Source organism: Pseudomonas sp. rhizo66, assembly GCF_031931925.1.
Taxonomy (GTDB): Bacteria; Pseudomonadota; Gammaproteobacteria; order Pseudomonadales; family Pseudomonadaceae; genus Aquipseudomonas.
Genome location: NZ_JAUJWZ010000005.1, coordinates 1 through 24,056, shown reverse-complemented (window position 1 = coordinate 24,056; position 24,056 = coordinate 1). Strand labels below are relative to the sequence as shown.

The following is a 24,056-nucleotide window of genomic DNA, read 5'->3' as shown; positions in this document are numbered from 1 at the left end:
TTCGACTCCGTTACTTGTCAGCAACCTTGACAGTGATATGGCAAGACCGCTTGACGATGCGATCAGCACGGCCTTTGGCACGTGGCATGATGCGCTTCAGCGAACGCCCTTCGTTGACGAAAACGGTGCTGACCTTCAGGTCATCAACGTCTGCGCCTTCGTTATGCTCGGCGTTGGCTACGGCCGACTCCAGCACTTTCTTCATGATCTCGGCGGCTTTCTTACTGCTGAAAGCCAACAGGTTGAGCGCTTCGCCCACCTTCTTCCCGCGGATCTGGTCGGCGACCAAGCGGGCTTTCTGGGCGGAGATTCGAGCGCCCGACAACTTAGCGGCTACTTCCATTTCCTTACCCCTTAACGCTTGGCTTTCTTGTCAGCCACGTGCCCGCGATAGTTGCGGGTACCGGCGAACTCGCCCAGTTTGTGGCCGACCATGTCTTCGTTAACGAGAACTGGGACGTGCTGACGACCGTTGTGTACTGCGATGGTCAGACCGACCATTTGTGGCAGGATCATCGAACGACGCGACCAGGTTTTAATTGGTTTGCGATCGTTCTTTTCCGCCGCCACTTCGATCTTCTTCAGTAGGTGAAGATCAATAAAAGGACCTTTTTTCAGAGAACGTGGCACTGTCGTATCCCTCTATTTACTTGCGACGACGGACGATCATTTTGTCGGTACGCTTATTACCACGAGTCTTCGCGCCCTTAGTCGGGAAGCCCCATGGCGATACCGGATGACGACCACCAGAGGTACGACCTTCACCACCACCATGTGGGTGGTCAACCGGGTTCATGGCAACACCACGAACGGTTGGGCGAACGCCACGCCAGCGTTTGGCACCAGCTTTACCCAGCGAACGCAGGCTGTGCTCGGAGTTCGAGACTTCACCCAGGGTCGCACGGCATTCAGCCAGGACTTTACGCATTTCACCGGAACGCAGACGCAGGGTCACGTAGACACCTTCACGAGCGATCAGCTGAGCCGAAGCACCAGCGGAACGAGCGATCTGTGCACCTTTACCTGGCTTCAATTCGATGCCGTGTACGGTAGAACCGACTGGAATGTTGCGCAGTTGCAGAGCGTTGCCTGGCTTGATTGGAGCCAGAGCGCCTGCGATCAGCTGGTCGCCAGCACTCACGCCTTTAGGGGCGATGATGTAGCGGCGCTCGCCGTCTGCGTAGCAGAGCAGTGCGATGTGAGCAGTACGGTTTGGATCGTATTCGATACGCTCGACAGTGGCGACGATGCCATCTTTGTCGTTACGACGAAAATCGACCATACGGTAATGCTGCTTATGACCACCACCGATGTGACGAGTGGTAATACGGCCATTGTTGTTACGACCACCAGTCTTCGATTTTTTCTCGAGCAGCGGTGCGTGAGGAGCGCCTTTATGCAGCTCCTGGTTGACCACCTTGACCACAAAACGGCGGCCAGGGGAAGTCGGTTTGCATTTAACGATTGCCATGATGCACCCCTTCCTTACTCAGCACTGCTGCTGAAATCGAGATCTTGGCCTGGCTGAAGGGAGATAACTGCCTTCTTCCAGTCATTACGCTTGCCCAGACCGCGAGCAGTGCGCTTGCTCTTACCCAGAACATTCAGGGTAGTGACGCGCTCTACTTTCACGCTGAACAGGCTTTCGACGGCCTTCTTGATTTCCAGCTTGGTTGCATCAGTAGCAACCTTGAAAACGAACTGGCCTTTCTTGTCTGCCAGAACCGTAGCCTTCTCGGAAACGTGCGGGCCAAGCAGAACTTTAAATACGCGTTCCTGGTTCATCCCAGCAGCTCCTCGAATTTCTTCACGGCCGACACAGTGATCAACACCTTGTCGTATGCGATCAGACTAACTGGATCGGAACCTTGAACGTCACGTACATCTACGTGCGGCAGGTTACGAGCAGCCAGGTACAGGTTCTGATCAACAGCGTCCGACACGATGAGAACATCGGTCAGGCTCATGTTGTTCAGCTTGCCCAGCAGATCTTTGGTTTTCGGAGTTTCAACAGCGAAATCCTGAACCACGACCAGACGATCAGTACGCACCAGCTCAGCAAGGATGGAACGCATTGCTGCGCGATACATCTTCTTGTTCAGCTTCTGGGAGTGATCCTGAGGACGAGCTGCGAAAGTGGTACCGCCGCCACGCCAGATTGGGCTACGGATAGTACCGGCACGAGCACGGCCAGTACCTTTCTGACGCCATGGGCGCTTGCCGCCACCACGAACGTCGGAACGGGTCTTCTGCTGCTTGCTACCTTGACGGCCGCCAGCCATGTAGGCCACGACTGCTTGGTGAACCAGCGTCTCGTTGAATTCGCCGCCAAATGTCAGTTCGGAAACTTCGATCGCTTGAGCGTCATTTACATTTAATTGCATGTCAGCTTCCCCTTAACCGCGAGCCTTGGCTGCTGGACGTACAACCAGGTTGCCGCCAGTAGCGCCAGGAACAGCGCCCTTGACCAACAACAGATTGCGTTCAGCGTCCACGCGCACTACTTCCAGGGACTGCACGGTCACGCGCTCAGCGCCCATATGACCGGACATTTTTTTGCCCTTGAATACACGACCAGGAGTCTGGCACTGGCCGATAGAGCCTGGGACGCGGTGGGATACGGAGTTACCGTGGGTGTTATCTTGCCCGCGGAAATTCCAACGCTTGATCGTACCCTGGAAGCCTTTACCTTTGGACTGACCGGTTACATCAACCAGTTGACCAGCGGCGAAGATTTCAGCGTTGATCAGATCGCCAGCCTGGTACTCGCCTTCTTCAAGACGGAATTCCATGGTGGTGCGACCAGCGGCAACGTTCGCCTTAGCGAAGTGGCCAGCTTGAGCTGCTGTTACACGCGAAGCACGACGCTCGCCGACAGTGACTTGCACTGCACGATAGCCATCGGTCTCTTCAGTTTTGAACTGGGTGACGCGATTCGGCTCGATCTCAATGACCGTGACCGGAATGGAGACACCTTCTTCGGTGAAAATACGGGTCATACCGCATTTACGACCGACTACACCAATAGTCATGTTGTAAACCTCATGAGTGTACGGGGCTTTCACCCGCTATGGCCGCCCATTTCAGAGCGTTACACGACTAAGACCGAGTCTTAGCCGAGGCTGATCTGCACTTCCACACCGGCCGCAAGATCAAGCTTCATAAGAGCATCAACGGTTTTATCCGTTGGCTGGACGATGTCCAGAACGCGCTTATGAGTGCGGATTTCGTACTGGTCACGCGCGTCTTTGTTGACGTGCGGGGAAACCAGAACGGTGAACCGCTCTTTACGGGTAGGCAGTGGAATTGGACCACGCACTTGAGCACCAGTACGTTTCGCGGTTTCCACGATTTCCTGGGTTGATTGGTCGATCAGGCGATGGTCGAAAGCCTTCAACCTGATACGGATTTGCTGATTTTGCATTGGATTTCAGACTCCGGCTGCTATTCCCACCGGGCGCAATACGCCCGTTAAAAGGAGGCGCAATTCTATAGACGCCCCAGATAGGTGTCAACCCAATAAAAAAGCCCCCGCTGAGCGGGGGCTTTTTCAATCCATCAAGCAGACTCTATAAAAGAGATTACTCGATGATTTTGGCTACGACGCCAGCGCCGACGGTACGACCGCCTTCACGGATAGCGAAACGCAGACCGTCTTCCATCGCGATGGTTTTGATCAGGGTAACAGTCATCTGAATGTTGTCACCTGGCATTACCATTTCAACGCCTTCTGGCAGCTCGCAGTTACCAGTCACGTCAGTAGTACGGAAGTAGAACTGTGGACGGTAGCCTTTGAAGAACGGAGTGTGACGACCGCCTTCTTCCTTGCTCAGAACGTAAACTTCTGCGGTGAACTTGGTGTGTGGCTTAACCGAACCCGGCTTAACCAGAACCTGACCACGCTCAACGTCGTCACGCTTGGTACCACGCAGCAGAACGCCGCAGTTCTCGCCAGCACGACCTTCGTCGAGCAGCTTGCGGAACATTTCAACACCGGTGCAAGTAGTAACGGTGGTGTCACGCAGACCAACGATTTCCAGCGGATCCTGAACGCGAACGATACCGCGCTCGATACGACCAGTCACAACAGTACCGCGACCCGAGATCGAGAATACGTCTTCGATTGGCATCAGGAACGGCTTGTCGATCATACGAACTGGTTCTGGGATGTAGCTATCCAGAGTCTCTACCAGTTTCTTGACGGCAGTGGTGCCCATCTCGTTGTCGTCTTTGCCTTCCAGAGCCATACGAGCCGAACCGATGATGATCGGAGTGTCGTCGCCCGGGAAGTCGTAGGTGGACAGCAGGTCGCGAACTTCCATCTCAACCAGTTCCAACAGCTCAGCGTCGTCTACCAGGTCAGCCTTGTTCAGGAAAACCACGATGTACGGAACGCCTACCTGACGGGACAGCAGGATGTGCTCACGGGTTTGTGGCATCGGACCATCAGCGGCCGAGCAAACCAGGATAGCGCCGTCCATCTGAGCAGCACCGGTGATCATGTTCTTCACGTAGTCAGCGTGACCTGGGCAGTCAACGTGAGCGTAGTGACGGATCAGCGAGTTGTACTCAACGTGCGCGGTGTTGATGGTGATACCGCGAGCTTTTTCTTCTGGAGCGCTGTCGATCTTGTCGAATTCAACTACGGCCGAACCGAAAACTTCGGAGCAGACGCGGGTCAGAGCAGCGGTCAGAGTGGTTTTACCGTGGTCAACGTGACCGATGGTGCCAACGTTGACGTGCGGTAGGGAACGATCAAATTTTTCTTTAGCCACGACAATTAACTCCTAGCCTAAAGGGGCTGAATCAGCCTTGTTTTTTGGTTACGGATTCGACGATGTGCGACGGAGCCGTATCGTATTTTTTGAATTCCATAGAGTAGCTTGCGCGACCCTGGGACATGGAACGAACGTCGGTCGCATAACCGAACATCTCACCCAGCGGAACTTCGGCACGGATAACCTTGCCGGACACTGTGTCTTCCATACCCTGGATCATGCCGCGACGACGGTTAAGGTCGCCCATTACATCACCCATATAGTCTTCAGGCGTAACAACCTCTACAGCCATGATCGGCTCAAGCAACTCACCACCGCCCTTCTGGGCCAGCTGCTTGGTCGCCATGGAGGCAGCCACTTTAAACGCCATCTCGTTGGAGTCGACGTCGTGGTAAGAACCATCGAACACGGTAGCCTTCAGGCCGATCAGCGGATAGCCGGCAACAACGCCGTTCTTCATCTGCTCTTCGATACCCTTCTGGATAGCCGGGATGTATTCCTTAGGAACCACACCACCTACAACTTCGTTCACGAATTGCAGACCTTCCTGACCTTCGTCAGCAGGAGCAAAACGAATCCAGCAGTGACCGAACTGGCCGCGACCACCGGACTGACGAACGAACTTGCCTTCGATTTCACAGTTCTTCGTGATGCGCTCACGATACGAAACCTGAGGCTTGCCGATGTTGGCTTCGACGTTGAACTCACGGCGCATCCGGTCAACCAGGATGTCCAAGTGCAGCTCGCCCATGCCGGAGATGATCGTTTGACCAGTCTCTTCATCAGTTTTAACGCGGAAAGACGGGTCTTCCTGAGCGAGTTTGCCCAGAGCGATACCCATTTTTTCCTGGTCATCCTTGGTCTTAGGCTCTACGGCAACCGAAATAACCGGCTCCGGGAAGTCCATGCGAACCAGAATGATTGGCTTGTCAGCGTTGCAGAGGGTTTCACCAGTGGTGACGTCCTTCATGCCGATCAGGGCCGCGATGTCACCAGCGCGCACTTCCTTGATCTCTTCACGGGCGTTTGCGTGCATTTGCACCATACGACCCACGCGCTCTTTCTTGCCTTTAACCGAGTTGATTACGCCGTCGCCGGAGTTCAACACGCCCGAGTAAACACGGACGAAGGTCAAGGTACCCACGAATGGGTCGGTAGCGATTTTGAACGCCAGAGCAGCAAACGGCTCGTCATCACTTGCGTGACGCTCCATTTCCTCTTCCTCGTTATCAGGGTTGGAACCCTTGATAGCTGGAATATCGGTAGGAGCAGGCAGGAAGTCGATAACGGCGTCGAGAACCAGGGGAACGCCCTTGTTCTTGAACGAAGAACCGCAAACAGCCAGAACGATTTCGCCGGCGATAGTACGCTGACGCAAAGCAGCTTTGATCTCTTCGATCGACAGCTCTTCGCCTTCCAGGTACTTGTTCATCAGCTCTTCGTTGGCTTCGGCAGCAGCTTCAACCATGTTGTTGCGCCACTCTTCCGCCAGCTCTTGGAGCTCAGCAGGAATGTCCTTGCGAACAGGGACCATACCTTTGTCAGAGTCGTTCCAGTAGACAGCTTGCATGTTGATCAGATCGATCTGACCCTGGAAGTTGTCTTCGGAACCGATAGCCAACTGGATCGGCACCGGAGTGTGACCCAGACGCTGCTTGATCTGACCGATCACGCGCAGGAAGTTGGCACCAGCACGGTCCATCTTGTTTACGTAAACAAGACGTGGAACGCCGTATTTGTTGGCTTGACGCCATACGGTTTCCGACTGTGGCTCAACACCAGAAGTACCACAGAACACAACGACAGCGCCGTCGAGTACGCGCAGGGAACGCTCAACTTCAATGGTGAAGTCTACGTGGCCCGGGGTATCGATTACGTTGAAGCGATGCTCATGCGGGTACTGCTTCTCGGAACCTTTCCAGAAGGCGGTGATTGCAGCAGAAGTAATGGTAATACCACGCTCCTGCTCCTGCACCATCCAGTCTGTGGTCGCGGCGCCATCATGCACCTCGCCCATTTTGTGACTTTTGCCGGTGTAAAAAAGGACGCGCTCGGTGGTGGTGGTTTTACCAGCATCCACGTGAGCGACGATACCGATGTTACGGTAGCGGCTAATCGGAGTAGTACGAGCCATAAAGCCCTCGCAAAATTAGTGAAGCTAAAATTAGAAGCGGTAGTGCGAGAAAGCTTTGTTGGCTTCAGCCATACGGTGCACGTCTTCACGCTTCTTAACAGCAGCACCTTTACCTTCAGCAGCATCCAGCAGTTCGCCAGCCAAACGCAGAGCCATAGACTTCTCGCCACGCTTACGGGCGAAGTCTACCAACCAGCGCATTGCCAGAGCGTTACGACGGGAAGGACGAACCTCGACCGGAACCTGGTAAGTAGCACCACCAACGCGGCGCGACTTCACTTCGACCAGCGGAGCGATGGCGTCGAGTGCTTTTTCGAAGAGTTCCAGGGGATCGGTGCCAGCCTTACGGGTCGCAACGGTTTCCAGGGCACCATAAACGATACGCTCGGCAACGGCTTTCTTGCCGCTTTCCATAACGTGGTTCATGAATTTGGCGAGGATCTGGCTTCCGTATTTCGGATCGTCCAGAATCTCACGCTTTGCTGCTACGCGACGTCTTGGCATGATAAGCCCTCAAGCGGTCTTCAGGTTAGCTCGGGACAGATCCAGTGGATGCGTGCCCGACCTTACTCTTATCGACTCAATAAAATGAAAATCTGCAAAGCGACCGATTACTTCGGACGCTTGGTACCGTACTTCGAACGACCCTGGTTACGACCTTTAACGCCGGAAGTATCCAAGGAGCCGCGAACGGTGTGGTAACGAACACCTGGCAAGTCTTTTACACGACCGCCGCGGATCAGTACCACGCTGTGCTCTTGCAGGTTGTGACCTTCACCACCGATGTACGAGGAAACCTCGAAACCGTTGGTCAGGCGCACACGGCATACTTTACGCAGTGCCGAGTTAGGTTTTTTCGGCGTAGTGGTGTACACACGGGTGCACACGCCACGACGTTGCGGGCAGTTCTGCAGCGCAGGTACGTCGGATTTCTCGACGATACGCTTACGCGGCTGACGTACCAGCTGGTTGATAGTTGCCATCTACTAGCTCCACTGTTGTCTTGCGACGCTATTGTCTTGCAAGAAAAGCAAAATGGCAGGAACGAATTCCCGCCAAATTTAGGGGATCAAGAGTCTAAAGAGGATCTTGCCCCCAGTCAAGGCAAGGCCCCGACCTCCCCGCCCTTCGAACCTCGACAAAATGTCTCGATTCGATGAACGGAGCGATCAGGGCCTTACGCTCATTTACCGCAGAACTCAGTTACCGCTCGAGTTCAGCGCTTCGGTCAGTGCAGCTTCCACTTCACTGGCGCTTACGCGCAACGGCTTGTCAGCATCACGACGACGCTTACGCTCGCTGTGATATGCCAGACCGGTACCCGCCGGGATCAGACGACCCACGACGACGTTTTCTTTCAGGCCGCGCAGGTAATCGCGCTTGCCGGTGACTGCCGCTTCGGTCAGTACGCGGGTGGTTTCCTGGAAGGAAGCCGCCGAGATGAACGATTCGGTGGACAACGACGCCTTGGTGATACCCAGCAGAACGCGAGTGAACTTGGAGACAAACTTGTCTTCCGCGCCCAGACGCTCGTTCTCTACCAGTACGTGAGTCAGTTCCATCTGGTCGCCCTTGATGAAGCTGGAATCGCCGGACTCGGAGATCTCAACTTTACGCAGCATCTGACGCAGGATGGTCTCGATGTGCTTGTCGTTGATCTTCACGCCTTGCAGACGGTAAACGTCCTGGATCTCGTTCACGATGTACTTCGCCAGCGCGCTCACACCCAGCAGACGCAGGATGTCGTGCGGATCGCTTGGGCCGTCGGAGATAACTTCGCCGCGGTTTACCTGTTCGCCTTCGAACACGTTCAGGTGACGCCACTTCGGAATCAGCTCTTCGTACGGATCGCTACCGTCGTTCGGGGTAATGACCAGACGGCGCTTGCCTTTGGTCTCTTTACCGAACGCGATGGTGCCGCTGACTTCAGCCAGAATCGACGCTTCTTTCGGACGACGGGCTTCAAACAAGTCGGCAACACGCGGCAGACCACCGGTGATGTCACGGGTCTTCGAAGTTTCTTGCGGGATACGCGCGATAACATCACCGATCGCGATCTTCGCACCGTCCGCCACACCGACCAAGGCGTTGGCTGGCAGGAAGTACTGAGCAATAACGTCAGTGCCTGGCAGCAACAGATCCTTGCCATTGTCGTCGACCATCTTCACTGCTGGACGGATTTCCTTACCGGCAGCTGGACGATCTTTCGCGTCGAGTACTTCAATGTTGGTCATACCGGTCAATTCGTCAGTCTGACGCTTGATCGTGATGCCTTCTTCCATGCCCACGTAGGTCACGGTACCTTTCATCTCGGTAACGATCGGGTGAGTGTGCGGATCCCACTTGGCCACGATTGCGCCAGCGTCGACCTTGTCACCTTCTTTAACCGAAATCACAGCACCGTACGGCAGCTTGTAACGCTCACGCTCGCGACCGAAGTCATCAGCAATGGCCAGCTCACCGGAACGGGACACAGCAACCAGGTGACCATCCACTCGCTCAACGTGCTTCAGGTTGTGCAGACGGACGGTACCGCCGTTCTTCACCTGAACGCTGTCAGCTGCGGAAGTACGGCTTGCCGCACCACCGATGTGGAACGTACGCATCGTCAGCTGGGTACCCGGCTCACCGATGGACTGGGCAGCGATAACGCCGACCGCTTCACCGATGTTCACCTGGTGACCACGAGCCAGATCACGGCCGTAGCACTTGGCGCAAATGCCATAGCGGGTTTCGCAACTGATCGGCGAACGCACGATCACTTCGTCGATGCTGTTCAGCTCGATGAACTCAACCCACTTCTCGTCTACCAGAGTACCGGCAGGAACGATGACGTCCTCGGTGCCTGGCTTGAATACGTCACGGGCAATAACACGACCCAATACGCGCTCACCCAACGGCTCTACAACGTCACCGCCTTCAATGTGCGGAGTCATCAGCAGACCGTGTTCGGTGCCGCAATCGATCTCGGTTACAACCAGATCCTGCGCCACGTCTACCAGACGACGAGTCAGGTAACCGGAGTTCGCAGTTTTCAACGCGGTATCCGCCAGACCTTTACGAGCACCGTGAGTCGAGATGAAGTACTGAAGTACGCTCAAACCTTCACGGAAGTTCGCAGTAATCGGCGTTTCAATGATGGAACCGTCCGGCTTGGCCATCAGACCACGCATACCGGCCAGCTGACGAATCTGTGCTGCGGAACCCCGCGCACCCGAGTCAGCCATCATGTACATCGAGTTGAAAGACTCTTGGTCGACTTCAACGCCATGACGGTCGATAACCTTCTCTTTCGAGAGGTTGGCCATCATTGCCTTGGAAACTTCGTCGTTCGCTTTCGACCAAAGGTCGATCACTTTGTTGTACTTCTCGCCCTGCGTTACCAGGCCGGAGGCGTACTGGCTCTCGATCTCTTTCACTTCGTCGGTGGCAGCACCGATGATGCGGGCTTTTTCATCGGGGATAACGAAGTCGTTAACACCGATGGAAACGCCGGAGATGGTCGAGTAAGCAAAACCGGTGTACATCAACTGGTCAGCGAAGATCACGGTCTCTTTCAAACCAACCACGCGGTAGCACTGGTTGATCAGCTTGGAGATCGCCTTTTTCTTCATCGGCAGGTTGACGACGTCGTACGACAGACCTTTTGGCACAACCTGGAACAGCAGCGCACGGCCGACAGTGGTGTCGACGATACGGGTACCGCTCACGCTGTTGCCGTCACGGTCGTTGACGGTTTCGTTGATACGTACTTTAACCTTGGCGTGCAGTGCGGCTTCGCCGGCACGGAACACACGGTCAACTTCCTGCAGATCCGCGAATACACGACCTTCGCCTTTGGCGTTGATCGCTTCACGAGTCATGTAGTACAGACCCAATACAACGTCCTGCGACGGAACGATGATTGGCTCACCGTTGGCTGGCGACAGAATGTTGTTGGTCGACATCATCAACGCACGCGCTTCGAGCTGGGCTTCCAGCGTCAGCGGTACGTGCACGGCCATTTGGTCGCCGTCGAAGTCGGCGTTGTACGCGGCGCAGACCAGAGGGTGCAGCTGGATAGCCTTACCTTCGATCAGTACCGGTTCAAACGCCTGGATACCCAAACGGTGAAGGGTCGGTGCACGGTTGAGAAGAACCGGGTGTTCGCGAATCACTTCAGCGAGAACGTCCCAAACCTCTGGCAGTTCGCGCTCGACCATTTTCTTGGCCGCTTTGATGGTGGTCGCGAGACCACGCATTTCCAGCTTGCCGAAAATGAACGGTTTGAACAGCTCGAGAGCCATCTTCTTCGGCAGACCGCACTGATGCAGACGCAGGGTCGGGCCTACGGTAATTACCGAACGACCGGAGTAGTCAACACGCTTACCGAGCAAGTTCTGACGGAAACGACCTTGCTTACCCTTGATCATGTCAGCCAGGGATTTCAGAGGACGCTTGTTCGAACCGGTGATAGCGCGGCCACGACGACCGTTGTCGAGCAGAGCATCGACAGCTTCCTGCAACATACGCTTTTCGTTGCGCACGATGATGTCCGGAGCGGACAGATCCAGCAGGCGCTTCAAACGGTTGTTACGGTTGATCACTCGACGATACAGATCGTTGAGGTCGGAAGTCGCGAAACGACCGCCGTCCAGCGGGACCAGTGGACGCAGGTCTGGCGGCAGAACCGGCAGAACGGTCAGCACCATCCACTCTGGCAGGTTGCCGGAACCCTGGAAGGCTTCCATCAACTTCAGACGCTTGGACAGCTTCTTGATCTTGGTTTCGGAGTTGGTTTGCGGAATTTCTTCACGCAGACGGCCAATCTCGTGTTCCAGGTCGATAGCGTGCAGCAGTTCACGGACAGCTTCTGCACCCATGCGGGCGTCGAAGTCGTCACCGAACTCTTCCAGCGCTTCGAAGTACTGCTCGTCGTTCAGAAGCTGACCTTTTTCAAGGGTGGTCATGCCTGGATCGATAACGACGTAGCTCTCGAAGTAGAGAACGCGCTCGATATCACGCAGGGTCATGTCCATCAGCAAGCCGATACGGGACGGCAGCGATTTCAGGAACCAGATGTGGGCAACCGGCGAAGCCAGTTCGATGTGCGCCATGCGCTCACGACGAACCTTGGCCAGTGCAACTTCAACGCCGCACTTCTCGCAGATCACACCACGGTGCTTCAAGCGCTTGTACTTACCGCACAGGCACTCGTAATCCTTTACCGGGCCAAAGATCTTGGCGCAGAACAGGCCGTCACGCTCAGGTTTGAACGTACGGTAGTTGATGGTTTCCGGCTTTTTAACTTCACCGAACGACCATGAGCGGATCATCTCAGGCGAGGCCAATCCGATACGGATGGCGTCGAACTCTTCGACTTGACCCTGGTTTTTCAGCAAATTCAGTAGGTCTTTCAAGGCCTTTCCTCCTGGCGGAGCAGAGAGCGGGCAATCCTGCCCCGCTCTCGATTCGCGTCACGTGTTATTCGGTTTCCAGATCGATATCGATGCCGAGGGAACGAATTTCCTTGATCAACACGTTGAAGGACTCGGGCATGCCCGGCTCCATACGGTGATCGCCATCCACGATGTTTTTGTACATCTTGGTACGGCCGTTCACATCGTCCGACTTCACTGTGAGCATTTCTTGCAGAGTGTAAGCAGCACCGTATGCTTCCAGTGCCCAGACCTCCATCTCCCCGAAACGCTGACCACCGAACTGCGCCTTACCACCCAGCGGCTGCTGGGTAACCAGGCTGTACGAACCGGTAGAACGCGCGTGCATCTTGTCGTCTACCAAGTGGTTCAGCTTCAGCATGTACATGTAGCCAACGGTAACTGGACGCTCGAACTTGTTGCCGGTACGGCCGTCAGTCAGCTGCATCTGGCCGCTTTCCGGCAGGTCTGCCAGTTTCAGCATGGCCTTGATTTCGCTTTCCTTGGCGCCGTCGAACACTGGGGTGGCCATTGGAACACCGCCACGCAGGTTCTTCGCCAGATCCAGGATTTCCTGATCGGAGAAGCTGTCCAGATCTTCGTTACGACCGCCGATCTGGTTGTAGATCTCGTCCAGGAAGGTGCGCAGTTCAGCGACTTTACGCTGCTCTTCGACCATCCGGTTGATCTTCTCGCCCAGACCTTTGGCCGCGAGGCCCAAGTGGGTTTCAAGGATCTGACCAACGTTCATACGCGAAGGTACGCCCAGCGGGTTGAGGACCACGTCGACCGGGGTGCCATTGGCATCGTGCGGCATGTCTTCAACCGGCATGATCACGGAGACCACACCTTTGTTACCGTGACGACCGGCCATCTTGTCGCCCGGCTGGATGCGGCGACGGATTGCCAGGTAAACCTTGACGATTTTCAGCACGCCTGGAGCCAGGTCATCGCCCTGCTGCAGTTTGCGCTTCTTGTCTTCGAACTTATCGTCCAGCAGACGGCGGCGATCAACGATGTAAGCCTGAGCCTTCTCGAGCTGCTCGTTCAGAGCATCTTCAGCCATGCGCAGCTTGAACCACTGACCATGCTCAAGACCGTCGAGAACTTCGTCGGTGATTTCCTGACCTTTCTTCAGACCGGCGCCGCCTTCAGCCTTGTGGCCTACCAGAGCGGAACGCAGACGTTCGAAAGTAGCGCCTTCAACGATACGGAACTCTTCGTTCAGATCCTTGCGGATCTCGTCCAGCTGGGACTTCTCGATCGACAGAGCACGAGCATCACGCTCAACGCCGTCGCGAGTGAAGACCTGTACGTCGATGACAGTACCTTTGGTACCGGTAGGTACACGCAGGGAGGTGTCTTTAACGTCGCTGGCTTTTTCACCGAAGATTGCACGCAGCAGTTTTTCTTCCGGAGTCAGCTGGGTCTCGCCTTTCGGAGTGACCTTGCCCACCAGGATGTCGCCTGCGCCAACTTCAGCACCTACATAAACGATACCGGCTTCGTCCAGCTTGTTCAGTGCAGCTTCACCCACGTTAGGGATGTCCGCAGTGATTTCCTCTGGGCCAAGCTTGGTGTCACGGGCCACACAGGTCAGTTCCTGAATGTGGATCGTGGTGAAACGGTCTTCCTGAACCACACGCTCGGACAGGCAGATGGAGTCTTCGAAGTTGAAGCCGTTCCATGCCATGAACGCGATGCGCATGTTCTGACCCAGCGCCAGTTCACCCATGTCGGTGGACGGGCCGTCGGCCATGATGTCGCTACGCTGAACGCGATCACCCTTGCTCACCAGCGGACGCTGGTTGATGCAGGTGTTCTGGTTCGAGCGGGTGTATTTGGTCAGGTTGTAGATGTCGACACCCGCTTCGCCGGTTTCAACTTCGTCATCAGCAACACGAACCACGATACGGCTGGCGTCGACGGAATCGATCACGCCGCCACGACGAGCCACGACGCAAACGCCGGAGTCACGGGCTACGTTACGCTCCATGCCGGTACCTACCAGCGGCTTGTCAGCGCGCAGGGTTGGTACAGCTTGACGCTGCATGTTCGAACCCATCAACGCACGGTTGGCGTCGTCGTGCTCGAGGAACGGAATCAGCGACGCTGCGACCGAAACTACCTGCTTCGGCGAGACGTCCATCAAGGTGACTTCTTCTGGCGCCTTAACGGTGAATTCGTTCAGGTGACGTACGGCTACCAGTTCGTCGATCAGGACTTTCTGGTCGTTCATGGTCGCCGAAGCCTGCGCGATCACGTGATCGGCTTCTTCAATAGCGGACAGGAACACGATCTCGTCGGTAACCACACCCTCTTTCACAACGCGGTACGGACTTTCCAGGAAGCCATACTGGTTGGTGCGAGCGTAAGCTGCCAGGGAGTTGATCAGACCGATGTTCGGACCTTCCGGCGTTTCAATCGGGCATACACGGCCGTAGTGAGTCGGGTGTACGTCACGAACTTCAAAGCCTGCGCGCTCACGAGTCAGACCGCCAGGGCCGAGTGCAGAGACACGACGCTTGTGGGTGATCTCGGACAGCGGGTTGTTCTGGTCCATGAACTGCGAGAGCTGGCTGGAACCGAAGAACTCTTTCACCGCCGCAGCCACTGGCTTGGCGTTGATCAGGTCTTGCGGCATCAGGCCTTCGCTTTCAGCCATCGACAGACGCTCTTTGACCGCACGCTCAACGCGTACCAGGCCAACGCGGAACTGGTTCTCGGCCATTTCACCTACGCAGCGAACACGACGGTTACCCAGGTGGTCGATGTCATCGACGATGCCTTTACCGTTACGGATGTCGACCAGAGTCTTCAGTACCGCGACGATGTCTTCCTTGCACAGCACGCCCGAACCTTCGATCTCGGTACGACCGATACGACGGTTGAACTTCATCCGGCCGACCGCAGACAGGTCATAACGCTCAGGGCTGAAGAACAGGTTGTTGAACAGGGTTTCGGCAGCGTCTTTGGTCGGCGGCTCGCCTGGACGCATCATGCGATAGATCTCGACCAGCGCTTCCAATTGGTTGCTGGTGGAGTCGATCTTCAGGGTGTCGGAGACGAACGGACCGCAGTCGATATCGTTGGTGTACAGAGTTTCGATGCGAACAACGCCGGCCTTGGCAATTTTTGCCAGGACTTCGGTGTTCAGCTCGGTGTTGCACTCTGCCAGGATTTCGCCGGTAGCCGGGTGCACGATGACCTTGGCGGTGGTGCGACCCAGAACGTAGTCCAGAGGCACTTCCAGGGTCTTGATACCGGCTTTTTCGATCTGGTTGATGTGGCGCGCGGTAATACGGCGGCCCGCTTCAACAATGACCTTGCCCTTCTCGTCCTGAATGTCCAGAACCGCGATTTCACCACGCAGGCGCGATGGCACCAGTTCCAGGCTGAGGGTTTCGCCGCTCAGGTGGAAGACGTTGGTGGTGTAGAACGCGTCCAGCACTTCTTCAGTGGTATAGCCGAGCGCGCGCAGCAGTACCGATGCCGGCAGCTTGCGACGACGGTCGATACGCACGAATACGCAGTCTTTCGGGTCGAACTCGAAGTCCAGCCACGAACCGCGGTAAGGAATAATGCGCGCGGAGTACAGCAGTTTGCCGGAGCTATGCGTCTTGCCGCGGTCGTGGTCAAAGAACACGCCCGGGGAACGGTGCAGCTGGGAAACGATTACACGCTCGGTACCGTTGATTACGAAGGTACCGTTCTCAGTCATCAGGGGGATTTCACCCATGTAGACTTCTTGCTCTTTGATGTCCTTGATCGCTTTGTTCGACGATTCTTTGTCGAAAATGATCAGGCGCACTTTAACCCGCAAAGGTACGGCGAAAGTTACACCGCGCAATACGCATTCTTTGACATCAAATGCCGGTTCGCCCAAGCGATAACCGACGTACTCCAGCGCAGCATTGCCGGAGTAGCTGATGATCGGGAAAACGGATTTGAAGGCCGCATGCAGGCCCACGTCGCGGAACTGATCTTTAGTCGCTCCCGCTTGCAAGAATTCACGATACGAATCCAGCTGGATGGCCAGGAGGTACGGCACATCCATGACGTCCGGCAACTTGCTAAAGTCCTTGCGGATACGTTTTTTCTCAGTATATGAGTAAGCCATCAGCGTTCCCCAGCTTGGTCACCTGCTTGTTTGGCCCCTCCCGACGGGAGCAGCCAGAAAATCGTGCAAACCCCATGGTTTGCTCCACCGCATCGGGTGGTTACAGCGCCCTTATCAGCACCGACCCAGTCGGCTGCCAATAACGGAAAAAGGCCGGTGGCAAGAGCCACCAGCCATCAGCCTGTCGCTTGACGCTCGGGCTGGAGGAGCAAAGTCGATACTTATTTCAGTTCGACTTTAGCGCCTGCTTCTTCCAGCTTCTTCTTAGCGTCTTCAGCAGCTTCTTTCGAAACGCCTTCAGCTACAACCTGAGGAGCGCCGTCTACTTTCTCTTTGGCTTCTTTCAGGCCCAGACCGGTCAGTTCACGAACTGCCTTGATCACGTTAACCTTCTTCTCGCCAGCTTCCAGCAGAACAACGTTGAACTCGGTTTGCTCTTCAACAACAGCGGCAGCAGCAGCTGGACCAGCCGAAGCAGCAGCAGCGGTAACACCGAAGGTTTCTTCCATCGCTTTGATCAGCTCAACGATTTCCACTACGGATTTCTGGCCGATTGCTTCGATGATTTGTTCGTTAGTCAGAGACATGACTCAATTCCTGAATTGGGGGACGGCCTACGCGACCATCGAAATAAACAAAAAACGCGAGAAGTTGACGAGCCTTAGGCTGCGGCAGCTTCTTTCTGGTCGCGAATTGCCGCCAGAGTACGAGCCAATTTGCTGGTAGCGCCTTGAATCACGCTCATCAGCTGAGAAATTGCTTCGTCACGGGTCGGCAGAGTTGCCAGTACGTCGATCTGATTAGCTGCGAGGAACTTGCCCTCGAACGCAGCTGCCTTGATCTCGAACTTGTCCTGACCCTTGGCAAACTCTTTGAAGATACGGGCAGCAGCGCCCGGATGTTCGTTCGAGAATGCAATCAGGGTCGGGCCGGTGAACACGTCGTTGAGGACACTGTATTGAGTGTCAGCAACAGCGCGCTTGAGCAGGGTGTTACGTACAACACGTACGTAAACGCCAGCTTCACGAGCCTCTTTACGGAGTCCGGTCATTGCGCCTACTGTTACGCCACGTGCATCAACCACGACAGCGGACAGAGCGACTTTGGCAGCCTCGTTGACTTCAGCGACGATGGCCTTCTTGTCTTCGAGATTAATTGCCACGGGTTTAACTCCTGCTTGTTACCGTTTCATTCGATCGGAACCGAATGTCGTTTTGGTGTCTGATTCGGTAAGGAACCGGGAGCACCATCTGCGTAGGCTTATGGTTTAAGACTTGCGTCGCCTACGGTCTTGGATAGCCCCCGCCAGGCAGGGACCCCAATCTTTCAATTGGCGCGAACCGTCGCGCCAACCTTTGTCTTACGCGTCGAGCGAGCTCTGATCGATAACCAGACCTGGGCCCATAGTGGTGCTCAGGGTAACGCGCTTGACGTAGATACCTTTCGAAGAAGCTGGTTTGATGCGCTTCAGATCAGCGATCAGGGCTTCAACGTTTTCCTTCAGCTTGACGGCATCGAAGCCGATCTTGCCAACGGAAGTGTGGATGATGCCGTTTTTGTCGGTGCGATAACGAACCTGACCAGCTTTGGCGTTCTTAACCGCGGTAGCTACGTCCGGAGTTACGGTACCAACCTTAGGGTTAGGCATCAGGCCACGTGGACCGAGGATCTGACCCAGTTGACCTACAACGCGCATTGCATCCGGGGATGCGATAACCACGTCATAGTTCAGGTCGCCGCCTTTCATTTCGGCAGCCAGGTCGTCCATACCTACACGGTCAGCGCCGGCAGCCAGAGCGGCTTCAGCAGCTGGACCCTGGGTGAACACAGCAACGCGAACGGTCTTGCCAGTGCCGTGTGGCAGCACAGTAGCGCTACGAACGACCTGGTCGGATTTACGCGGGTCAACACCCAGGTTTACAGCAACGTCGAACGACTCGCTGAACTTGACAGTCGACAGCTCAGCCAGCAGAGCAGCAGCGTCTACAATGTTGTAGGCCTTGCCTGCTTCGATTTTGCCGGCGATAGCCTTTTGACGCTTGGTCAGCTTAGCCATTACACACCCTCCACGTTAAGGCCCATGCTACGAGCAGAACCGGCGATAGTACGCACGGCTGCATCCATATCAGCTGCAGTCAGATCCGCGTTTTTGGTTTTCGCGATTTCTTCCAGCTGAGCACGGGTAACAGTGCCAACCTTAACGGTGTTCGGACGAGCGGAACCGCTGGTCAGACCGGCCGCTTTCTTCAGCAGAACCGAAGCAGGGGTGGATTTGGTTTCGAAAGTGAAGCTACGGTCGCTATAGACAGTGATGATCACTGGAGTCGGCAGACCTGCTTCAAGACCCTGAGTACGGGCGTTGAAAGCCTTGCAGAATTCCATGATGTTCACGCCGTGCTGACCCAGAGCAGGACCAACAGGTGGACTTGGGTTAGCCTGAGCGGCCTTCACTTGCAGCTTGATGTAAGCGGTAATTTTCTTGGCCATGAGGCACTCCAATTACGGGTTCGAACGCCTCGAAAGGCTCCCCGGTTACTTGCGCGTTTATCCCAGTGACGACAAAACCCCACAGCCTAGGGCTGCGGGGTTGGGATGCTTGTTCAGTTAGACCTTTTCGACCTGACTGAACTCCAACTCTACCGGAGTAGAGCGACCGAAAATGAGCACCGCCACTTGGATCCGGCTCTTTTCGTAGTTAACTTCTTCAACAACGCCATTGAAATCAGCAAATGGACCGTCATTGACTCGCACCGTTTCACCTGGCTCGAACAGAGTCTTCGGCTTAGGCTTGTCGCTACCATCAGCAACACGACGCAGAATTGCTTCCGCCTCTTTATCGGTGATTGGGGCAGGCTTATCAGCAGTACCGCCGATAAAACCCATCACCCGAGGAGTATCCTTGACCAAGTGCCAAGTACCCTCATTCATATCCATCTGAACCAGCACATAGCCTGGAAAGAACTTGCGTTCGCTTTTGCGCTTCTGGCCATTACGCATTTCAACCACTTCTTCAGTGGGAACCAGAATCTCGCCAAAGCCATCTTCCATGCCAGCCAGCTTTACGCGCTCGATCAGCGAGCGCATCACATGCTTCTCGTAACCCGAGTAAGCATGCACAACATACCAACGCTTAGCCACGGGACACCCTTAGCCGACAATCAAGGAAACAAGCCAGCCGAGCAGGGAATCAAGCCCCCACAACAGCAACGCCATAACCAGAACAACAGCCACCACAATAAGGGTGGTCTGCGTGGTTTCTTGGCGAGTTGGCCAAACGACTTTACGAATCTCGGTGCGAGCTTCCTTAACCAGTACAAAGAAAGACTTGCCCTTCGCAGTCTGCAGGCCTACAAAGGCAGCTACAGCAGCAATGGCAAGTAAAGCGAGTACACGGTACAGGATCGGCGAAGCAGAGTAATACTGATTGCCAACAACGCCAACAACCACCAAAGCGACAACTACAAGCCACTTGAGCAGATCGAAGCGAGAGCCTTGAGCTTCAGCTTTAGGAGTCATCTATGAAGATCCTGTGAAAAGAAAGCCAGACACACCGAGTGAATCTGGCAGGTCAGGAGGGAATCGAACCCCCAACCTACGGTTTTGGAGACCGTCGCTCTGCCAATTGAGCTACTGACCTAAAACAAAATCAGGCCGACCATTATGCCGGCCCGAAAAATACATTACAACTACTTACTCGATGATTTTGGCTACGACGCCAGCGCCGACGGTACGACCGCCCTCACGGATAGCGAAACGCAGACCGTCTTCCATCGCGATGGTTTTGATCAAGGTAACAGTCATCTGAATGTTGTCACCTGGCATTACCATTTCAACGCCTTCTGGCAGCTCGCAGTTACCAGTCACGTCAGTAGTACGGAAGTAGAACTGTGGACGGTAGCCTTTGAAGAACGGAGTGTGACGACCGCCTTCTTCCTTGCTCAGAACGTAAACCTCTGCGGTGAACTTGGTGTGTGGCTTAACCGAACCCGGCTTAACCAGAACCTGACCACGCTCAACGTCGTCACGCTTGGTACCACGCAGCAGAACGCCGCAGTTCTCGCCAGCACGACCTTCGTCGAGCAGCTTGCGGAACATTTCAACACCGGTGCAAGTAGTAACGGTGGTGTCACGCAGACCAACGATTTCAAGCGGATCCTGAACGCGAACGATACCGCGCTCGATACGACCAGTCACAACAGTACCGCGACCCGAGATCGAGAATACGTCTTCGATTGGCATCAGGAACGGCTTGTCGATCATACGAACTGGTTCTGGGATGTAGCTATCCAGAGTCTCTACCAGTTTCTTGACGGCAGTGGTGCCCATCTCGTTGTCGTCTTTGCCTTCCAGAGCCATACGAGCCGAACCGATGATGATTGGAGTGTCATCGCCCGGGAAGTCGTAGGTGGACAGCAGGTCGCGAACTTCCATCTCAACCAATTCCAACAGCTCAGCGTCGTCTACCAGGTCAGCCTTGTTCAGGAAAACCACGATGTACGGAACACCTACCTGACGGGACAGCAGGATGTGCTCACGGGTTTGCGGCATCGGACCATCAGCGGCCGAGCAAACCAGGATAGCGCCGTCCATCTGAGCAGCACCGGTGATCATATTCTTCACGTAGTCAGCGTGACCTGGGCAGTCAACGTGAGCGTAGTGACGGATCAGCGAGTTGTACTCAACGTGCGCGGTATTGATGGTAATACCGCGAGCTTTTTCTTCTGGAGCGCTGTCGATCTTGTCGAATTCAACTACGGCCGAACCGAAAACTTCGGAGCATACGCGAGTCAGAGCAGCGGTCAGAGTGGTTTTACCGTGGTCAACGTGACCAATGGTCCCAACGTTGACGTGGGGCAGGGAACGATCAAATTTTTCCTTAGCCATCGATATCACCCTCTACAGAAGAAATTAGACAAACAATATCAACCATTAAAACAAAGGCAGATATTTTCATATCTGCCTTGTTATATGGAGCTCTTGAGCGGATTTGAACCGCTGACCTCACCCTTACCAAGGGTGTGCTCTACCAACTGAGCTACAAGAGCAAAACACTTTGCACAACCTGCAAACTTGGAGCGGGTAGCGGGAATCGAACCCGCATCATCAGCTTGGAAGGCTGAGGTTCTACCACTAAACTATACCCGCGGAGCCTGCAGCTCACGCTTAAATCTGGTGGAGGGAGAAGGATTCGAACCTTCGAAGTCGTAGACGTCAGATTTACAGTCTGATCCCTTTGGCCGCTCGGGAACCCCTCCTAATCAGGCCGGCATTCTATACCATGCCAAGCCCCTGTCAAGCATTTTCTCATTTAAAAACCTGAGGTTAGCTGCGTTGACATCACCCCACTTTGATTTCCTGTTTAGGTCTTCGCTGTGGAGCGGGCGCCATTCTATGCAAACTATTCAGCAGGTGCAACCCCCTCACACAGCATTATTTTATGTTTTAACTCATTGAATTCCTTGGAAAGGTTTTGCAACTGAGCATCCCCTAGCAAACGCGGGCTCTGAGGCGCGACAGACAACCAATAGCCAGCCCCGGAAGCATCCTTTGACGAAGATTGCACATCCACTCCCATCTCAACCAAGCGCTTGCGCAGAGCAGTCATTGAATCCTGCTGGGTAAGCCCTCCCAGAAACAGGCATTCCTCGCGCCCGGTATCGCGCCCCTCCTTAACATCACCGGTCATTTCACTAAGCAAGCGAATGTCCTGCTGGGAACCTCGATACAAACTGAGAGGCGTAACATCCTTCGCCCGCAAAGGCGCCTCCTGCTGATGCCAGAAATAATAAAAAACATTAAGAACAAGAAGCAGCAGGAACAACCAACGCATACAAACCTCAGGAAAAAGGACACGCCATAGCCAACCCTACAAATACCAGGTCGGGAACGACTCTGGCCTGGGGCGCAACATCCGCAACCAATTCAGCATCGCCGCCAGTTAAAAAAACTGCAAAGCCTCCCCCCCAGTAGGAGCGTGCTATTTCCAGCTGCGTCAAAACGAAACCTCGCAGCATCAATGAACACCCACGCTCCACAGCCTCAACAGTGGTCCGCCCCGGTGCACTACTTGACAGGGCGCGCTCAGCTGCCAGATCTCCATAACGAATCTTGCGGGTATGAGTACGTAACTGATTTCGCATCAACGGCATTCCCGGACAAATGAAACCGCCCAGATGCTCACCATCCGCAGCGATAAAATCGGCAGTTACTGCAGTACCGAAATCAAGAACCAGACAAGCGCCGCGCGATGCGAGATGAAACCCGCCAAGCATGGCCAACCATCGATCAAGCCCTAGACGCTCGTAGTCCTCATAACCGTTTTTTACACCAGACATTTCACGAGCGGGCTTCGCACACACCACCGAAATATTAAACTCCCGCTCGATAACCTCGATTAATGCGCCAGTCTCCTCCGCAGTCCTGACACTGACCAAGCGACACTTGCGAAGCACAAGTCCATCGAGAGCTCTCAAACTCTCAATCAATGCAAGATCAGAGTCGACAACACCTTCGGAAAACAAAGCGCCGAGCGCAGCCTTCAGTACTCGCCATTTAATAAAACTGTTCCCACAGTCGAGCTCAAGAATCATCACGCAACCTCAGGCTGAGCTCACCACCACTAAAGACTTTTTCCACGCCATCCACCTTCAGGCGTAGTGCACCCTGACTGTCGATTCCGAGCACAACACCATTTATATGGCTGGAACCCGCAATCAATGACACAGAGCGATCTTGCCACAAATGATTCGCCTCCCATTCTGCCTGGAGAGCCGAAAATCCATCCACCTGATGGCGCTGGATGTAAGCACTTAATTGCTTACCAAGCTCAGCCACCAAGATATTGCGATCAGTGCATCTGCCTGACTCAAGCCGAATCGACGTCCATTGCTGATCCACCCCATCAGCCTGCTGCATGTTCACGTTAACGCCGATTCCCAGTACGACATGACAAACGTCTGCCGGATCTCCGACGAGCTCAAGAAGAATGCCGGCAATTTTCTTGTTACCCACCAAGACATCGTTAGGCCACTTCAATCCCGCACCCGGCACTCCAAAATTCCTCAGAGCCTGCAAGACAGCCAGCCCCACAACAAGACTCAAGCCTTCGAGCTGGCGCATTCCGCCATCGATGCGAAGGACAAGGCTGTAATAGAGATTCTCTGCAAACGGACTCACCCATTTACGACCCCGTCGCCCCCGCCCAGAGACTTGCCGCTCCGCGAGCACTAAAAAGGGCGCCAAATTACCCTGACCAATCGCACGCAAGGCTTCAGCATTTGTGGAGTCGACAGAATCCAGGACAGTAACCGGCCAACCTGGCGCTATTGCTGATAATGTCCGAGAGTCGAGCAGCGTCAATGGCGCAGCCAATTGATAGCCCCGCCCTCGAACTTTATGGATGGACAAGCCAAGCTCAGCCTCCAGATGCTGAAGCTGCTTCCACACCGCACTTCGACTTATTCCCAGGGCGGCACCCAGATCCTGACCAGAATGGAATCGACCATCTTTCAGGAGGTTCAACAACGTCTGCATGCAGATCTCGCCTCACAATGAGGCCCGAATGATAGCTATGCCCCGGGCCGTTGCATAGAAATCAAGCAGATACA

The 24,056-nt window shown here is 54.9% G+C and carries 23 protein-coding genes and 4 tRNA genes; all 27 read right to left on the bottom strand.

Annotation, left to right across the window (positions count from 1 at the left end; all coding sequences use genetic code 11):
- Positions 1-10: 10 nt before the first annotated feature.
- Positions 11-343 (bottom strand): 50S ribosomal protein L22, encoded by a 333-nt coding sequence (gene rplV / locus QZR14_RS07410; protein ID WP_003103908.1) that lies wholly within the window; start codon positions 341-343, stop codon positions 11-13.
- A gap of 11 nt (positions 344-354) precedes the next feature.
- The gene (rpsS, locus tag QZR14_RS07405; RefSeq protein ID WP_011336172.1) at positions 355-630 is read right to left on the bottom strand and encodes a 30S ribosomal protein S19; all 276 of its coding nucleotides are present in this window, start codon (positions 628-630) and stop codon (positions 355-357) included.
- Positions 631-646: 16 nt separating this feature from the next.
- Positions 647-1,471, bottom strand: coding sequence for a 50S ribosomal protein L2 (gene rplB, locus QZR14_RS07400; protein ID WP_003228734.1), 825 nt, complete (start codon positions 1,469-1,471; stop codon positions 647-649).
- A 14-nt stretch (positions 1,472-1,485) separates the two neighbouring features.
- Positions 1,486-1,785, bottom strand: coding sequence for a 50S ribosomal protein L23 (rplW, locus tag QZR14_RS07395; RefSeq protein ID WP_002555488.1), 300 nt, complete (start codon positions 1,783-1,785; stop codon positions 1,486-1,488).
- Positions 1,782-2,384, bottom strand: coding sequence for a 50S ribosomal protein L4 (gene rplD, locus QZR14_RS07390; protein WP_003228735.1), 603 nt, complete (start codon positions 2,382-2,384; stop codon positions 1,782-1,784). The genes rplW and rplD overlap by 4 nt, the downstream gene beginning before the upstream one ends.
- Before the next feature lie 12 nt (positions 2,385-2,396).
- A complete protein-coding gene (gene rplC / locus QZR14_RS07385) occupies positions 2,397-3,032 on the bottom strand; it encodes a 50S ribosomal protein L3 (protein ID WP_003228738.1) in 636 nt (211 codons plus the stop codon).
- Between the two features lie 80 nt (positions 3,033-3,112).
- Entirely contained in the window at positions 3,113-3,424 is a 312-nt protein-coding gene (rpsJ, locus tag QZR14_RS07380; RefSeq protein WP_003186070.1) for a 30S ribosomal protein S10, read from the bottom strand.
- A gap of 157 nt (positions 3,425-3,581) precedes the next feature.
- Positions 3,582-4,775: an elongation factor Tu gene (tuf, locus tag QZR14_RS07375; RefSeq protein ID WP_095122212.1), complete on the bottom strand. Its 1,194-nt coding sequence runs from the start codon at positions 4,773-4,775 to the stop codon at positions 3,582-3,584.
- 31 nt (positions 4,776-4,806) lie between these two features.
- Positions 4,807-6,912 (bottom strand): elongation factor G, encoded by a 2,106-nt coding sequence (fusA, locus tag QZR14_RS07370; protein ID WP_064589462.1) that lies wholly within the window; start codon positions 6,910-6,912, stop codon positions 4,807-4,809.
- Between the two features lie 30 nt (positions 6,913-6,942).
- Entirely contained in the window at positions 6,943-7,416 is a 474-nt protein-coding gene (gene rpsG / locus QZR14_RS07365) for a 30S ribosomal protein S7 (RefSeq protein WP_007916467.1), read from the bottom strand.
- Positions 7,417-7,523: 107 nt separating this feature from the next.
- Positions 7,524-7,895, bottom strand: coding sequence for a 30S ribosomal protein S12 (gene rpsL / locus QZR14_RS07360; protein WP_003186084.1), 372 nt, complete (start codon positions 7,893-7,895; stop codon positions 7,524-7,526).
- Between the two features lie 216 nt (positions 7,896-8,111).
- The gene (gene rpoC, locus QZR14_RS07355; RefSeq protein WP_025113548.1) at positions 8,112-12,311 is read right to left on the bottom strand and encodes a DNA-directed RNA polymerase subunit beta'; all 4,200 of its coding nucleotides are present in this window, start codon (positions 12,309-12,311) and stop codon (positions 8,112-8,114) included.
- 64 nt (positions 12,312-12,375) lie between these two features.
- Positions 12,376-16,449 carry a DNA-directed RNA polymerase subunit beta gene (gene rpoB, locus QZR14_RS07350; RefSeq protein ID WP_311996236.1) on the bottom strand — a complete coding sequence of 1,358 codons (4,074 nt, stop codon included), beginning with the start codon at positions 16,447-16,449 and terminating at the stop codon, positions 12,376-12,378.
- A gap of 221 nt (positions 16,450-16,670) precedes the next feature.
- Positions 16,671-17,036, bottom strand: coding sequence for a 50S ribosomal protein L7/L12 (gene rplL, locus QZR14_RS07345; protein WP_003228750.1), 366 nt, complete (start codon positions 17,034-17,036; stop codon positions 16,671-16,673).
- Positions 17,037-17,110: 74 nt separating this feature from the next.
- Entirely contained in the window at positions 17,111-17,611 is a 501-nt protein-coding gene (rplJ, locus tag QZR14_RS07340; RefSeq protein WP_008081912.1) for a 50S ribosomal protein L10, read from the bottom strand.
- A gap of 198 nt (positions 17,612-17,809) precedes the next feature.
- The gene (gene rplA, locus QZR14_RS07335; RefSeq protein WP_003228754.1) at positions 17,810-18,505 is read right to left on the bottom strand and encodes a 50S ribosomal protein L1; all 696 of its coding nucleotides are present in this window, start codon (positions 18,503-18,505) and stop codon (positions 17,810-17,812) included.
- Positions 18,505-18,936: a 50S ribosomal protein L11 gene (gene rplK, locus QZR14_RS07330; RefSeq protein ID WP_003228756.1), complete on the bottom strand. Its 432-nt coding sequence runs from the start codon at positions 18,934-18,936 to the stop codon at positions 18,505-18,507. Before rplK ends, rplA begins: the two co-directional genes overlap by 1 nt.
- A gap of 117 nt (positions 18,937-19,053) precedes the next feature.
- Positions 19,054-19,587 carry a transcription termination/antitermination protein NusG gene (gene nusG, locus QZR14_RS07325; protein WP_007957598.1) on the bottom strand — a complete coding sequence of 178 codons (534 nt, stop codon included), beginning with the start codon at positions 19,585-19,587 and terminating at the stop codon, positions 19,054-19,056.
- A 9-nt stretch (positions 19,588-19,596) separates the two neighbouring features.
- On the bottom strand, positions 19,597-19,965 hold the full coding sequence (gene secE, locus QZR14_RS07320) for a preprotein translocase subunit SecE (RefSeq protein WP_009045851.1): 369 nt from the start codon (positions 19,963-19,965) through the stop codon (positions 19,597-19,599).
- Positions 19,966-20,010: 45 nt separating this feature from the next.
- Positions 20,011-20,086, bottom strand: a tRNA-Trp gene (locus tag QZR14_RS07315).
- 53 nt (positions 20,087-20,139) lie between these two features.
- Entirely contained in the window at positions 20,140-21,333 is a 1,194-nt protein-coding gene (tuf, locus tag QZR14_RS07310) for an elongation factor Tu (protein ID WP_095122212.1), read from the bottom strand.
- Between the two features lie 85 nt (positions 21,334-21,418).
- Positions 21,419-21,494, bottom strand: a tRNA-Thr gene (locus QZR14_RS07305).
- Positions 21,495-21,520: 26 nt separating this feature from the next.
- Positions 21,521-21,594: transfer RNA gene (locus QZR14_RS07300), tRNA-Gly, on the bottom strand.
- Between the two features lie 25 nt (positions 21,595-21,619).
- A tRNA-Tyr gene (locus QZR14_RS07295) sits at positions 21,620-21,704 on the bottom strand.
- 143 nt (positions 21,705-21,847) lie between these two features.
- Positions 21,848-22,279, bottom strand: a complete 432-nt coding sequence (locus QZR14_RS07290) for a hypothetical protein (RefSeq protein WP_250608362.1) — start codon at positions 22,277-22,279, stop codon at positions 21,848-21,850.
- A gap of 7 nt (positions 22,280-22,286) precedes the next feature.
- Positions 22,287-23,039 carry a pantothenate kinase gene (locus QZR14_RS07285; RefSeq protein ID WP_250608364.1) on the bottom strand — a complete coding sequence of 251 codons (753 nt, stop codon included), beginning with the start codon at positions 23,037-23,039 and terminating at the stop codon, positions 22,287-22,289.
- Positions 23,029-23,982 carry a bifunctional biotin--[acetyl-CoA-carboxylase] ligase/biotin operon repressor BirA gene (birA, locus tag QZR14_RS07280; protein ID WP_250608366.1) on the bottom strand — a complete coding sequence of 318 codons (954 nt, stop codon included), beginning with the start codon at positions 23,980-23,982 and terminating at the stop codon, positions 23,029-23,031. The genes QZR14_RS07285 and birA overlap by 11 nt, the downstream gene beginning before the upstream one ends.
- Positions 23,983-24,056: the final 74 nt, after the last annotated feature.

What these genes read in the sequence shown, in the direction of transcription:
- rplV (WP_003103908.1), bottom strand. Translation starts at nt 343, where the DNA reads ATGGAAGTAGCCGCTAAGTTGTCGGGCGCTCGAATCTCCGCCCAGAAA.
- rplB (WP_003228734.1), bottom strand. Translation starts at nt 1,471, where the DNA reads ATGGCAATCGTTAAATGCAAACCGACTTCCCCTGGCCGCCGTTTTGTG.
- rplW (WP_002555488.1), bottom strand. Translation starts at nt 1,785, where the DNA reads ATGAACCAGGAACGCGTATTTAAAGTTCTGCTTGGCCCGCACGTTTCC.
- rplD (WP_003228735.1), bottom strand. Translation starts at nt 2,384, where the DNA reads ATGCAATTAAATGTAAATGACGCTCAAGCGATCGAAGTTTCCGAACTG.
- rplC (WP_003228738.1), bottom strand. Translation starts at nt 3,032, where the DNA reads ATGACTATTGGTGTAGTCGGTCGTAAATGCGGTATGACCCGTATTTTC.
- rpsJ (WP_003186070.1), bottom strand. Translation starts at nt 3,424, where the DNA reads ATGCAAAATCAGCAAATCCGTATCAGGTTGAAGGCTTTCGACCATCGC.
- fusA (WP_064589462.1), bottom strand. Translation starts at nt 6,912, where the DNA reads ATGGCTCGTACTACTCCGATTAGCCGCTACCGTAACATCGGTATCGTC.
- rpsG (WP_007916467.1), bottom strand. Translation starts at nt 7,416, where the DNA reads ATGCCAAGACGTCGCGTAGCAGCAAAGCGTGAGATTCTGGACGATCCG.
- rpsL (WP_003186084.1), bottom strand. Translation starts at nt 7,895, where the DNA reads ATGGCAACTATCAACCAGCTGGTACGTCAGCCGCGTAAGCGTATCGTC.
- rpoB (WP_311996236.1), bottom strand. Translation starts at nt 16,449, where the DNA reads ATGGCTTACTCATATACTGAGAAAAAACGTATCCGCAAGGACTTTAGC.
- rplL (WP_003228750.1), bottom strand. Translation starts at nt 17,036, where the DNA reads ATGTCTCTGACTAACGAACAAATCATCGAAGCAATCGGCCAGAAATCC.
- rplA (WP_003228754.1), bottom strand. Translation starts at nt 18,505, where the DNA reads ATGGCTAAGCTGACCAAGCGTCAAAAGGCTATCGCCGGCAAAATCGAA.
- rplK (WP_003228756.1), bottom strand. Translation starts at nt 18,936, where the DNA reads ATGGCCAAGAAAATTACCGCTTACATCAAGCTGCAAGTGAAGGCCGCT.
- secE (WP_009045851.1), bottom strand. Translation starts at nt 19,965, where the DNA reads ATGACTCCTAAAGCTGAAGCTCAAGGCTCTCGCTTCGATCTGCTCAAG.
- tuf (WP_095122212.1), bottom strand. Translation starts at nt 21,333, where the DNA reads ATGGCTAAGGAAAAATTTGATCGTTCCCTGCCCCACGTCAACGTTGGG.
- QZR14_RS07290 (WP_250608362.1), bottom strand. Translation starts at nt 22,279, where the DNA reads ATGCGTTGGTTGTTCCTGCTGCTTCTTGTTCTTAATGTTTTTTATTAT.
- QZR14_RS07285 (WP_250608364.1), bottom strand. Translation starts at nt 23,039, where the DNA reads ATGATTCTTGAGCTCGACTGTGGGAACAGTTTTATTAAATGGCGAGTA.
- birA (WP_250608366.1), bottom strand. Translation starts at nt 23,982, where the DNA reads ATGCAGACGTTGTTGAACCTCCTGAAAGATGGTCGATTCCATTCTGGT.